Source organism: Caulobacter sp., from assembly GCF_039596335.1.
Taxonomy (GTDB): Bacteria; Pseudomonadota; Alphaproteobacteria; order Caulobacterales; family Caulobacteraceae; genus Caulobacter.
In genome coordinates this window covers 61,895-73,907 of record NZ_JBCNJZ010000017.1, presented here as the reverse complement: position 1 = coordinate 73,907, position 12,013 = coordinate 61,895, and the positions used below count along the sequence as shown (strand labels likewise).

The window sequence follows — 12,013 nt, the reverse complement described above, 5'->3', positions numbered from 1 at the left end:
CCGATGTCACCGGCATCATCAAGCTGAAGGAAGGCGTGGAAATGATCATGCCGGGCGACAACGCCGAGCTGGACGTCGAGCTGATCACCCCGATCGCCATGGACCAAGGCCTGCGCTTCGCCATCCGCGAAGGCGGCCGCACGGTCGGCGCCGGCGTGGTTGCGAAGATCATCGAGTAGTCTCGATCGATCTTAGCCTCGGCTGAGACATGCGAAGGCCCCGGAGAGCAATCTCCGGGGCCTTTTGCTTTTTCCAAGTCCTCTCCCCAGCGGGGGAGGTGGTCCGAAGGACCGGAGGGGGAAGCGCTGCCGGGCCTGCCTCTTCCCCCTCCGTCGTCTCTTCGAGCCGCCACCTCCCCCGTCAGGGGGAGGAGATGGGAACCGTCCGGGGTGACGTGCCCTGTGAGCAAGGCTAATTTCGCCGCAGGGTTGTTCAAGGGGAATAGATGGAAGCGACAGGTGTTCTGGCCGTTGGCGAAACCACGGCTGCGATGGCCTACGTCAAGGGCCGGCAGGGCGTGTCGCCGCGTCAGATGAAAGTCATCCTAGTCGTTTGCATGTTGGCCGTCGGCATCCCTGTGGGGGCCTGGCTATCGGGGTCATGGTTCGCGGCGGCCATGTCGGTCGAGTTCGCGATCTTAGGCCTTGGCGTTGGCTTGGTGGCGATCCAGTGGCTGATCGGCCCTTCGATGCGAAAGGCCCTTGCCGAGCGCGGACAGGCATACGAACAGCCGCTTACGCTGCGCCTGACACCAGAGGCTCTGATCTATGACCTGGCAGACGTGACGATGACCGCCCGCTGGCCTAGCGTCACGGACCTCTTTCAGACCCGCAAGTACTGGGTGTTCCTGGTTCAAAGCAGCGCCATAGTTCTCCCGCGACGCTTTTTCACAACTCCCGAGGCTGAACGCGATTTCATCGTCGAAGCCGCGTCGCGAATGACCGAGGCAGCACGCGCGAGAAGTCCTGATGCGGCGAGGATTGCCGGCGGGTAGTGCAAGGTCCGAGTTGGGTGGAGAACGGCGTTTCGAAATCCCTCTCTCATAGAGAGAGGGAGGGGCCCGCCGCGAAAGCGGTGGGAGGGTGAGAGGTTACACCGCTCACCGATCAATCCTCAGCCTATCCAATTGGTTTGCGCAGAAGGCTCGCCTGTCCTGGCTATCCCAAGGCCTGCATCCGCCGCCTTGGCCCTGCCTAGTCCGGAAAGGTTGTAACCTCTCACCCTCCCACGCCTGCGGCGCGGGCCCCTCCCTCTCTCTATGAGAGAGGGAATCGAGCATCCGCGATGGGTGGATGAGAGACGCTCCATATTTTAGCGTAGCCCGATGAAACACGCAGTGCTCGCATCCGTCGGTCGCAACATCGCGCACTCGCTCGCAAGCGGGATCGGCTTGATGATTGGCGTGTACAGCATGGATATCTTCGGGGAGGCTGCGGCAAGTCCGGAAGGCTTCATTGAAGTCGATTTTCTGAGTGGAGCCACAACGGGCGCAGCTACGTCAGCGTCCTTGGCTCGCGCGATTTCGCTCTACGCCGCAGCACTTCCCAGCCTTTGCAAAAGTCACGGCGTAGAAGTCACCGACTTCGAGAAGCTGTCAGCCAAGTACCTTGGAAAGGGCCACAGGGCTGAGTTCGTTGTGACCGTGACAGACCGAAACGGAAAGAAGTCTGCTCGGCGGTATGTCGGCAATCCTGGCGCCCGTCCGATCATACTCGATCCTCTTGGGCGACGACGTCGCGTGCGGTCCGACTAGGGCGCTGCCTGCCATCGCGTCTTTCCCCCAAAGTCAACTCTTAGTGGATATTCGACGGGGGCCGGGTTTGGGGTCACATTTCGCAATGTGGGCAGCGGGTTTAGCGACGCGAGCAAGTGCACTTCGTGCATGTAGATGGGGCGGGATCGCTTGCCTGCTTCAGGCCGCTCGCATGACCATCGGCAACGTCGCTACTCTATCGACCGCGAATAAGGGTCATGCTGCGGCGGCGGCTTGGTTCTTCGGCGCGAGCCTCTTCCCTGTCCTAGTGACCGTGGCGGGCATCCGGTTGCTGAACGGCAAAGGCTTGATCTGGGGCAGCGCCGCTCTCGCTTTACTGGTGCTCGACGTCGTGTTGTACCGACAAGATTTCAGCTCGGTGCAGGCGGTGACGTCGCTTGTTGTGAAAGCCGTGCTTGTGGTGCTGATCATAAACGGACTGCGCGGTGCGCTGGCGCTCCAGACCATGGACTCTAAGGAGACCTGAACGTCCTTCACGGGACGTAGGCCAAGTCGGATCGATAGCGGATGCCTGAGCAGAGCGTTACGCCCCGCGTCGAACGGGCATTCGCAGCTTCCGAGCCCACCAGATCAACGACTTAACGCCGCCACCGACGAGCGTCCCCAAAATCGACGCATCACCCCGAAAACCGCCCCCATACTTCTCCTCGTCCCGTCGCGGGGAAGGGCGTTCAGCTGGCGACCGAAGGTGCGGCGGGGGTGATCGAGCGGGAAGCGTGGGTCGGGGCCTTCGGGCCGCCTTCGTGACGGATCCGGACGGGCTCCCTGAAACATGGGGCGAAAGCCGGGCGGCGGAGGAGACCGACGCGACAGGCGCGGGCTGAAATCGCTCGCGCGGCCTGGAGGGAACGCAAGCCCTCCACCCGTCGGGGGCCTCTTTCGGAAGCGGGTTAAGACCCCGCGCGTCGAAGGCTCATCGGATAACGGTCACGCGGAGCGCGCCGGCCTCGGCCGAATCGGTGTTCCTCTACCCATCTTCCGGGTCCAGCCCGGACGCTCCGCCGCCTTCCCAAGCCCGCCGGCGCAAATCGGCGGAAGGGCGCGGTCGTGTGCTCAGCCGCGCACGAAGCGCGGGATCGGCCCGACCTGGGCGGTCTGGTCGGGGAGCTCGACGAATTCCTCGTCGACATAGCACCAGCCCCAGCCCTCGGGCGGGTCGTAGCCTTCGATGACCGGATGGCGGGTCGCGTGGAAGTGGGCGGTGGCGTGCTTGCTGGGGCTGTCGTCGCAGCAGCCGACATGGCCGCAGGTCCGGCACAGGCGCAGATGGACCCACCAGCCGCCGGCGGCCAGGCATTCCTCGCAGCCCTTCGAGCCGGGCTCGACGATGTGGATGGCGTCGCCGTGGGTGCAGGTCATGGAGCGGTCCTTCAGGCCTCGGCCAGATAGGCGTGGATGGCGGCCACGGCCTGGGCGCCTTCGCCGACCGCGGCGGCGACGCGCTTGACCGAGCCGGCCCGGACGTCGCCGATGGCGAACACGCCCTTGCGGCTGGTCTGCAGCGGCGGGCAGTCGGGCGACAGGTCGCTGCCGGTGCGCACGAAGCCGTGGTTGTCCAGCTCGACATGGCACTGGGCCAGCCAGGCGGTGTTGGGTGCGGCGCCGATGAACAGGAAGAGGTGGCTGATCGGCTTGACCGTCTCGACGCCCTCGGGCCCGAGCCAGCGCACGGCCTCCAGCTTGCCGTCCTCGCCCTCCAGGTCGACGACCTGGCTGCGCACGACCACCTCGATGTTGGGCGTGCTCTCGATGCGCTCGATCAGGTAGCGCGACATGGTCGCCGCCAGGCTGGGGCCGCGCACGATCATCCAGACCTTCTTGACCTGGCTGGCCAGGAACACCGCCGCCTGGCCCGCCGAGTTGCCGGCCCCGACCAGGGCGACCTCGTGGCCGGCGCACAGCTTGGCCTCCAGCGGCGAGGCCCAGTAGTGCACGGCCGCGCCCTCGAAGCGGTCGAGGTTCTCGACCTCCAGCCGGCGATAGCGGGCGCCGCTGGCGATCACGACGGTTCTGGCTTGCGCGCTCTCGCCGCTGGCGAGGGCCAGGCGATAGCGGTGCGGGCCGCTCTCGTGGCAGTCCAGCGAGGCGACCTCGTCAGGAATGGCCAGCTCGGCCCCGAACTTCTGGGCCTGGCCATAGGCGCGGCCCATCAGGGCCATGCCGGAAATCCCCGTCGGGAAGCCCAGATAGTTCTCGATCCGCGCCGAGGCCCCGGCCTGGCCGCCGAAGGCGCGGGTGTCCAGCACCAGCACCGACAGGCCTTCCGAGGCGGCGTAGACGGCGGTGGCCAGGCCCGCGGGACCGGCCCCGACCACGGCGACGTCATAGATCCGCTCGGCGTCGATCGGGCCGACCAGCCCGATGCAGCGGCCCAGCTGGTGGTTAGTCGGCTTCCGCAGAATGACGCCGTTAGGGCACAGCACCATCGGCAGCTCGCTGTCGTCGACGTCGAAGCGCTGCAGCAGCACCTTGGCGCAGTCGACGCTGTCGGGGTCCAGGTGCTGGTAGGGGTGGCCGTTGCGGGCCAGGAAGCCCGACAGGCGGATGACCTCGCCGTCGGCGGCGCGGCCGACGATGATCGGGCCGCCGGCCCCGGTCTCGATCAGGCTGACCCGACGCAGGATCAGGGCGCGCATGATCCGCTCGCCCAGCTCGGCCTCGGCGATCAGCACCGCCCGCAGGCGATCGGGCGCGATCAGCAGGGCCTCGACGGCGGAGATGGCGGTGACGTCGACCAGCGAGGGACGGCCCGACAGCTGGGCGATCTCGCCGACGAACTGGCCGGCGGCGTGCTCGACGATCGGCTGGCTCTCATTGTGGGCGTCGCGGCGGCTGATCGCCACCCGGCCGCCCAGGATCACCAGCAGGCCGGGGGAGGGCACGCCGGATGTCGCCAGCGCCTCGCCGGGACTGGCCTGGACGATCTGACCGAACCGGCGCAGCCGGTCGATCTCGGCCGTCTGCAGGCGGGGAAACATCTGGGCGCGGCGGGTGTCGAAAGTGCTCTCGGGCATGGGCCCACACTGCTCCAGGTTTGTGTCGTGGTCACGTCTCACGGAACGACGGTTTTGAACATTCACGCCGTGACGCGATCGGCGGCAAGTTCTAGAGTCCCGCGATGCAATCCGCTTCCGCTTCTCGCCCCGCAGAGCAGTGGCGCGCCGGCCGCGCCTTGGAGCCCCTCACACGCCCGTTGCCGCGCGAGACGGCCGTCGGCCTGTCGCTGGACGGCCGCCCGCATACCGTGCTGATGGCCACGCCCGAAGACGTCGAGGACCTTGCGCGCGGCTTCGTGGTCACCGAGGCGATCGCCGCGCCCGGCGACATCGCCAGCGTCACGATCAAGGAAGAAGAGCGCGGCCTGCTGGTCGATGTCCGCTTCCACCCTGGCGCCCTGGCCAGCAAGGCGCGGCCGCGAAATCTGGAGGGCCGCTCCAGCTGCGGCCTGTGTGGCGTACAGCGCCTGGCCGATGTGGTGCGGCCGCTGCCGACGCTGGGGCAGGGCGGGCGGATCGCCCATGCCGTCATCCCCAAGGCGCTGGCGAGGCTGGAGGCCGAGCAGGCCCTGGGCCGCCTGACCCGCGCCACCCACGCGGCCGCCCTCTTCGATGCGGACGGGACGCTGGTGGTGGTCCGCGAGGACGTCGGCCGCCACAACGCCCTGGACAAGCTGGCCGGGGCGATGATCGCGGCGGGCCATGATGCGGCGGCGGGCTTCATTGTCGTTACCAGCCGCTGCTCGTTCGAGATGGTGGAGAAGGCCGTGCGGATCGGCTGCCCGATCCTGGTGGCGGTGTCGGCCCCGACCGAGCTGGCCATCACCAAGGCCCATGAGGCCAACCTGACCCTGGTGGCCCTGGCCCGCGCCGACGGCCATGCCGTGTTCGCCGGGGCTGAGCGTCTGTTCGAAATGGAGCCGGCCTGATGTCCGACACCAAAGTTCCCGGCGTTCGGGATTACACGCACCCCGCCGGCGGCTGGGACGCGCTGAAGGCCGTGGCCGGCGCCCTGGTCGACCAGGCGACGGTGATCGAGGGCGGCAAGACCCTGATGCGGGCCAACCAGCCGGAAGGCTTCGATTGCCCCGGCTGCGCCTGGCCCGATCCCAAGCACACCTCGTCGTTCGAATTCTGTGAGAACGGGGCCAAGGCCGTGGCCTGGGAGGCGACGACCAAGCGGGCGACGCCGGAGGTCTTCCTGCAGCACACGGTCACCGAGCTGCTGACCTGGAGCGACCACCAGATCGAGGACCTGGGCCGGCTAACCGAGCCGATGGCCTACGACCCAACCGACGACCATTATAAAGTGATCACCTGGGACGAGGCCTTCGCGCGGACCGCCGCGGGCCTCAAGGCGCTGAAGGGCCCCAACGAAGCCGAGTTCTACGCCTCGGGCCGGGCCAGCAACGAGGCGGCGTTCCTGTACCAGCTGCTGGCGCGGCGGTTCGGGACCAACAATTTCCCCGACTGCTCGAACATGTGCCACGAGCCGACCAGCGTCGGCCTGCCGGACTCGATCGGCCTGGGCAAGGGCTCGGTGACGCTGGAGGATTTCGACCACGCCGACCTGATCCTGTGCTTTGGGCACAATCCCGGCACCAACCATCCGCGGATGATGGCCACGTTGCGCGAGGCCAGCCGGCGCGGCGCGACGATCCTGGCCTTCAACCCGCTGAAGGAGCGGGCGCTGGAGAAGTTCGCCTCGCCGCAGGATCCCGTCGAGATGGCGACCCTGTCGTCGACCCCGATCGCCTCGGCCTATTTCCAGCTGACCATCGGCGGCGACGCGGCCTTCGTGCAGGGCATGATGAAGGCGGTGCTGGCGCTGGAGGCGCGAGACGGCGACGTGCTGGACCGCGACTTCATCGCCGAGCACACGATGGGCTTCGACGAAATCGTCGCCCATATCGAGGCGCTGGACTGGGCGACCATCGAGGCCGGCTGCGGCCTGCCCCGCGCCCGGATCGAGGAGGCGGCGGCGATCTACGCCAAGGCCAAGGCGACCATCCTCTGCTACGGCATGGGTCTGACCCAGCACCGCGACAGTTCGGGCACGGTGCAGCAGCTGGTCAATCTGCTGCTGCTGAAGGGCAATATCGGCCGGGCTGGGGCGGGGATCTGTCCGCTGCGCGGGCACTCGAATGTCCAGGGCAACCGCACGGTCGGCATCGCCGAGAAGCCGTCCAAGGCGATGCTGGACTCTATAGAGAGCGTCTTCGGTTTCGAGCCGCCGCGCGAGCACGGCCACACCGTGGTCGAGGCGATCGCGGCCATGGAGCGCGGCGAGGCCAAGTGGTTCATGGGGCTGGGCGGCAATTTCGCGGTCGCCGCGCCCGATCCGGTGCGGACCTTCGCGGCCATGCGCAAGCTGGACCTGGCCGTCCACGTCGCCACCAAGCCCAACCGCACGCACCTGCTGATCGGCAAGGAGGCCATTCTCCTCCCGTGCCTGGGCCGTACCGAAATGGACGTGCGGGCTGGCGTGCGCCAGTCGGTGACGGTCGAGGACTCGATGTCGATGGTCCACGCCTCACGCGGCCTGAACCCGCCGGCGTCCGAGCAGCTGATGTCCGAGCCGGCCATCGTCTGTGGCGTCGCCTCGGCGGTGTTCGGTGAGGATCCGCTGGTCGATTGGCCGGCCCTGGCCGACGACTACGACGCCGTGCGCGACCTGATCGCCCGGGTGTTCCCCGATGCCTTCGAGGATTACAACGACAGGGTCCGCGTTCCGGGCGGCTTCCGCCTGCCGGTGGGGCCGACCGACCGGATCTGGAAGACCGCCAGCGGCAAGGCCAACTTCCTGGTCTTCGATCCCAAGGGCGGCGATCCGCGTCAGGGCGATCCGGACGTCATGCTGCTGACCACGCTGCGCAGCCACGACCAGTACAACACGACCATCTACGGCATGAACGATCGCTATCGCGGCGTGTTCGGCCGGCGCGACGTGGTGTTCGCCAATCCCGACGACATGGCCCGCGCCGGTCTGGCGGAAGGCGACCTCGTGGACCTGGGCGCGGCCTTCGACGACAGCGGCGATCGGGTGGCGCGGGGCTTCACCGTCGTGGCGCGCGACATCCCGCCGGGCTGCCTGGCGGCCTATTATCCCGAGACCAATGTGGTGATCTCGCTGGACGACCACGACCTGCGTTCGGGCACGCCAGCCTACAAGTCGGCCCCCGTCAGATTGCGCAAGCACCAGACTTTGTGGCGCCGCTGAAATGCATTGTTAGGGGGCTGCAAGCTTAATGGTCCGTGACCCATAAGGTCATGAGAGGGCCGCGTGCGAAGGGAAGGCGTCGTTATCGAGACCGTCGAGGTCTCGCAGCTGGGGGCCGTCGAGCGCGAGCTTTGGCGACGCTTTCGGTCTGCTGACCCCGCTTTCGCCAGCCCCTATTTCGATTTCCGCTTCGTCGAGATCGCCGCCCAGGTCACCCCGGGGGCGCGCCTGGCCATCGTCCGCGAGGGCGAGGCGATTCGAGGTTTCCTGCCTTACCAGACGCGCGGGATGCTGCTGCAGCCGCTGGCCGCGCCGCTCAGCGACTTCCATGGTCTGATCGTCGAGCCCGGCTGGGCGGTGGCCACCATGCTGCCGCGCCTGGAGGGTGTGCGGCGGGCCCGGTTCACGGGTCTGGTCCGGGCGGGCGAGGTCGACATGGCCGGAATGTCGCCGCGACGGGCGATGGCCGCCGATCTGTCGCAAGGCTTCGATGCCTATCTGGCCGGCCGCGACGCCGCCTTCCTGAAGGACAAGCGCCGCCGCCGCCGCGCTTTGGAGCGCGATCACGGTGAGGTCGTGTTCTCGCTGGAGCGCCCCAGCGCCGACGAGGTGACCTGGGTGCTGGAGCACAAGCGCGCTCAGATCATCCGGACGCATCAATATGACGTCTTTGCCTGTGGCTGGACGGCGCAGTTGGTCCATCGCCTGGCTGAGGTGGACGATGAGGACTTCGGCCTGCGGCTGGCCACTCTGAAGGTGGGCGGCACGCTGGTGGCCGCCGAGCTGGGCCTGCTGTCAGGCGGCCGCTATCACCTGTGGTTCCCGATCTACGAGCGCGCCTACGCCAAGTACTCGCCGGGCAGCCTGATGACGCTGGACGCCCTGGCGCACCTGGCGGCCCGCGGCGTCACCCGCGTGGATTTCGGCGTCGACGCCGACGCCTACAAACGCGACTTCGCCGATCCGGCCGAGGTGGTGTTCGAGGGGCTGGTCGAGCGCCGGGTCTCCTCGCGAGGCGGCGACATGCGTCTGATGGGCGGCACCCGCCTGGCGCGGCGCGTGGACCGCATCGTCGCCTGTGAGCCGGGCCTGGTGGGACAGCTGCGTGGCGGAGCCGGGTTCCTGGCTGGGGTGGCGCGTCGCTATCCGCGCCTGGGGGCTGGACTGGGCGCCGGGCTGGGCATGGGTCTGGGCCTTGGCCTGGCCCTGCTGGCGGACTGACGCAACGCTCGCCCGCGGCCGGAAGATGACTTCCGGGTCATGACCTCGAATTAAGTCGCTGAACCCGGTTACGGCGTCTACCTTTCCCGCATCGAATATCAACACGCGTTCGATGGGGAGCAAAAACGATGCGCGCTGTGACCACCCTGGCCCTGATGGCCACCGCCCTGGCCGGCACAATGGCCGCCGCCGGCGCCGCGTCCGCCGCGCCGAACCTCAAGATCAAGGACGCCGTCGCCCGGGTCGTGATCATTCCGGAGAACCGGACCGACATTAAGGTTGAAGCTCTGACCACCAATGCCAGCCTGCCGCTGTCCGTGCGCCAGAACGGCGACGAGGTGGTCGTCGATGGCGGTCTGCGCATGAGCAAGATCAACGGCTGCACCAGCCGCGACGGCAAGGTGGTGTCGGTGCGCGTGCGCGGCGTGGGCGAGGTTTCCTACGAAGACATGCCGCAGATCGCCGTCCGCATGCCGATGAACGTCCGCGTGGCGGCCGGCGGCGCGGTGACCGGCTCCATCGCGCGCTCCGACAGCGTCAACCTGGGCAATGCGGGCTGCGGCGCGTGGACCGTGGCCAACACCAAGGGCAAGCTCGAAATCAGCCAGGCGGGCGCAGGCGACACGCGGACCGGTACGGCCGGCCAACTGGAAGTCAGCGTTGCGGGCTCGGGCAGCGTGACGACCCAGGCGATCGCGGGTGATGTCGAGGTCTCGATCGCCGGCTCGGGCGATGTCTCGGTCGCCAGCCTGTCGGGCGGACTGGAAGGCAATATCGCCGGCTCGGGCAACATCACCGTCGCCGGCGGCCGGGCCCGTTCGGTCGAGGTCAATGTGCTGGGCTCGGGCGACGTCACGTTCCGGGGGGAAGCCGACAGCGCCGACGTCTCGGTGGCCGGCTCGGGCGACGTGCGCATCGCCAAGGTCAACGGTCCGGTTAAAAAGCACGTGGCCGGTTCGGGCGACGTCATCATCGGCCAGTAGGCCACGCACACTCTATATGTAAGTGAAGGCCCCGGGATCGCTCCCGGGGCCTTCTTGCTTCGGCGAACCCAAAGGTTCGACAGATCCGCCGAAGCCTAGACGCTTAGCGCGTGCCGAACGCGAACAGGTCGCTGGCGGTGGCCAGGTCGGCGCCGGCGCGATCGCGGTCCTTCAGGCTGCCGCCGAAGGTGTAGCGGAAGCCGACCTTCACGGCGTCCGAGTTCAGCTTCGCCAGGTCCTTCGACTCGGCGTGCGTGTACTTGCCGAACAGGCTCCAGCCGCTGTTGTCGAACTTGTATTCGCCACCGGCGTTCACGTCCCACAGGTCGGCGTTGACGTTGGTGTCGATGCGCGACCAGCCAGCGCCGGCGTTCAGGCGGAAGTTATCCGACACGAAGTAGCGGGCTTCACCGCGGACGGCCCACAGGTCGGCGTCCAGCTCGTTCGACTGGCCGTAGGCGACCAGGCCCGTCAGGGTGACGTTGTCCAGGTACTTCTGGGCTTCGGCGCCGACAGCCCACAGGGTGTCGTTCGACGGACGCGACAGGGCCGTGAAGGCGCCGACGCGGTAGCCGTTGCCGACCGTGGTGGTCAGGTGCACGGCGCCCGAGGCGACGGTTTCGTCCGACAGGTCGTTGTCCGAGATGGCGACGTCGCCGTTGGCAGTCACGGTCCAGGCGCCTTGCAGCGGAATGGCGACCGAGCCGTCGAGCACGGCCGAGGTGCCATCGTTGCCGCCGAAGCGGGTGTTGATGTCGGTGTAGTTCACGGCGGCGCCGACCGAACCAACGGTCTGGGCGAAGGCCGGGGCCGAGACAGCGGCGGCGATCAGGGCGGCGGTGGCGAACAGCTTCGTATTCATGTGGGTCTATCCCCTTACTGAGAGTGGCTCCTCGACTGGCTGAACGGTCGTTATGGGGGGAGGGGCCGCCCAGTCCGTCGGGGAGGAGCGGCATCTATGAGGGTTCGACCCAGGCCTCAAGGCCAGCGGCGGCGCTTGTAGGTCGAATAATGCATTTTTGTGACACTTGTGGAGGCGGAAATTTCCACTATCGCGCCCGCGCTCGCACGTCCATTGCCACATTATGTCCCAAATCCTTAAAGGTGGACCAATGTTATGTTTGGGGCAGGTCTTGCGCCGGCGGGGCAGGGCGCCTATCCAGATCTGGCCCGACGAGTCGCGCCCCGCAAAGGCGTGAGGAACCGGACAGAGCGCTTGACGAAACCGATTCCGGAACGTACAAGCGCGCCTCTGTTGGACCGGCTGTGAGCTTTCGAGCTCAAACGCGGTTCGCGAGACGCCCGGACATAGCGCCGCCAGCCTTCTTTCGAGAGGGTCTTCTCTCGGGAAGGTAGCGCGATATCTGGACATCACCCCTGACGGGCGACCGTTGGGGATCTTGTTTTGCGGACGCTGCGTACGGACCCTCTTTTGGGTTCGGGTTGGTCTTTGAAATGGTTCGAGACGCGGGCGCAGCCCACTAGGAAACCGAGCGATATGGATCGTCAGAACATCCGCATCCGGCTCAAGGCCTTCGATCACCGCGTGTTGGATCATTCCACGCGCGAGATCGTGAATACGGCCAAGCGCACGGGTGCGACGGTACGGGGCCCGATCCCCCTGCCCACGCTTATCGAGAAATTCACCGTCAACCGTTCGCCGCACGTCGACAAGAAGTCGCGCGAGCAGTTCGAGATCCGTACGCACAAGCGCGTTCTCGACATCGTTGACCCGACTCCGCAGACCGTGGACGCGCTGATGAAGCTCGACCTGTCGGCCGGCGTTGACGTCGAAATCAAGCTGTAAGGAGGGCCCGCT

Annotated in this window: 11 protein-coding genes and 3 pseudogenes; 10 read left to right on the top strand and 4 right to left on the bottom strand. The window is 67.2% G+C overall.

Translation table 11 applies throughout. The features are described from left to right. Window positions 1–179: pseudogene (gene tuf, locus ABDW31_RS25010) on the top strand (elongation factor Tu); the annotation flags it as partial. 71 nt (window positions 180–250) lie between these two features. On the opposite strand, the pseudogene ABDW31_RS25005 reads toward tuf, so the two are convergent. Next, window positions 251–325 (bottom strand): annotated as a pseudogene (locus ABDW31_RS25005) (hypothetical protein); the annotation flags it as partial. A gap of 120 nt (window positions 326–445) precedes the next feature. On the opposite strand from ABDW31_RS25005, the gene ABDW31_RS25000 reads away from it, so the two are divergent. The 3 genes from ABDW31_RS25000 to ABDW31_RS24990 all read left to right on the top strand — a co-directional run bounded on the left by ABDW31_RS25000 (window position 446) and on the right by ABDW31_RS24990 (window position 2,240). Further along, window positions 446–994, top strand: a complete 549-nt coding sequence (locus ABDW31_RS25000) for a YcxB family protein (protein ID WP_184720806.1) — start codon at window positions 446–448, stop codon at window positions 992–994. Window positions 995–1,324: 330 nt separating this feature from the next. Beyond that, entirely contained in the window at window positions 1,325–1,753 is a 429-nt protein-coding gene (locus tag ABDW31_RS24995; protein ID WP_343699812.1) for a hypothetical protein, read from the top strand. 172 nt (window positions 1,754–1,925) lie between these two features. Further along, on the top strand, window positions 1,926–2,240 hold the full coding sequence (locus tag ABDW31_RS24990; protein WP_343699811.1) for a hypothetical protein: 315 nt from the start codon (window positions 1,926–1,928) through the stop codon (window positions 2,238–2,240). A gap of 587 nt (window positions 2,241–2,827) precedes the next feature. On the opposite strand, the gene ABDW31_RS24985 is transcribed toward ABDW31_RS24990, so the two are convergent. Together ABDW31_RS24985 and ABDW31_RS24980 are read right to left on the bottom strand one after the other, a co-directional pair. Further along, the gene (locus ABDW31_RS24985) at window positions 2,828–3,133 is read right to left on the bottom strand and encodes a UBP-type zinc finger domain-containing protein (RefSeq protein WP_184720805.1); all 306 of its coding nucleotides are present in this window, start codon (window positions 3,131–3,133) and stop codon (window positions 2,828–2,830) included. An 11-nt stretch (window positions 3,134–3,144) separates the two neighbouring features. Continuing rightward, window positions 3,145–4,788, bottom strand: a complete 1,644-nt coding sequence (locus ABDW31_RS24980) for an FAD-dependent oxidoreductase (protein ID WP_184720804.1) — start codon at window positions 4,786–4,788, stop codon at window positions 3,145–3,147. A 104-nt stretch (window positions 4,789–4,892) separates the two neighbouring features. Here ABDW31_RS24980 and fdhD point away from each other — a divergent pair, with 104 nt between their 5' ends. The 4 genes from fdhD to ABDW31_RS24960 all read left to right on the top strand — a co-directional run bounded on the left by fdhD (window position 4,893) and on the right by ABDW31_RS24960 (window position 10,194). Continuing rightward, on the top strand, window positions 4,893–5,699 hold the full coding sequence (gene fdhD / locus ABDW31_RS24975; RefSeq protein ID WP_343699810.1) for a formate dehydrogenase accessory sulfurtransferase FdhD: 807 nt from the start codon (window positions 4,893–4,895) through the stop codon (window positions 5,697–5,699). Beyond that, the gene (locus ABDW31_RS24970) at window positions 5,699–7,990 is read left to right on the top strand and encodes an FdhF/YdeP family oxidoreductase (RefSeq protein WP_343699809.1); all 2,292 of its coding nucleotides are present in this window, start codon (window positions 5,699–5,701) and stop codon (window positions 7,988–7,990) included. Before fdhD ends, ABDW31_RS24970 begins: the two co-directional genes overlap by 1 nt. Window positions 7,991–8,053: 63 nt before the next feature. Continuing rightward, entirely contained in the window at window positions 8,054–9,211 is a 1,158-nt protein-coding gene (locus ABDW31_RS24965) for a GNAT family N-acetyltransferase (protein WP_343699808.1), read from the top strand. A 128-nt stretch (window positions 9,212–9,339) separates the two neighbouring features. Continuing rightward, on the top strand, window positions 9,340–10,194 hold the full coding sequence (locus ABDW31_RS24960) for a DUF2807 domain-containing protein (RefSeq protein WP_184720798.1): 855 nt from the start codon (window positions 9,340–9,342) through the stop codon (window positions 10,192–10,194). A gap of 103 nt (window positions 10,195–10,297) precedes the next feature. On the opposite strand, the gene ABDW31_RS24955 is transcribed toward ABDW31_RS24960, so the two are convergent. Beyond that, a complete protein-coding gene (locus ABDW31_RS24955) occupies window positions 10,298–11,056 on the bottom strand; it encodes an outer membrane beta-barrel protein (protein ID WP_343699807.1) in 759 nt (252 codons plus the stop codon). Window positions 11,057–11,460: 404 nt separating this feature from the next. On the opposite strand from ABDW31_RS24955, the pseudogene ABDW31_RS24950 reads away from it, so the two are divergent. Together ABDW31_RS24950 and rpsJ are read left to right on the top strand one after the other, a co-directional pair. Further along, window positions 11,461–11,679 (top strand): annotated as a pseudogene (locus tag ABDW31_RS24950) (hypothetical protein). A 13-nt stretch (window positions 11,680–11,692) separates the two neighbouring features. Next, a complete protein-coding gene (gene rpsJ, locus ABDW31_RS24945) occupies window positions 11,693–12,001 on the top strand; it encodes a 30S ribosomal protein S10 (protein ID WP_004616952.1) in 309 nt (102 codons plus the stop codon). Window positions 12,002–12,013 lie beyond the last annotated feature (12 nt).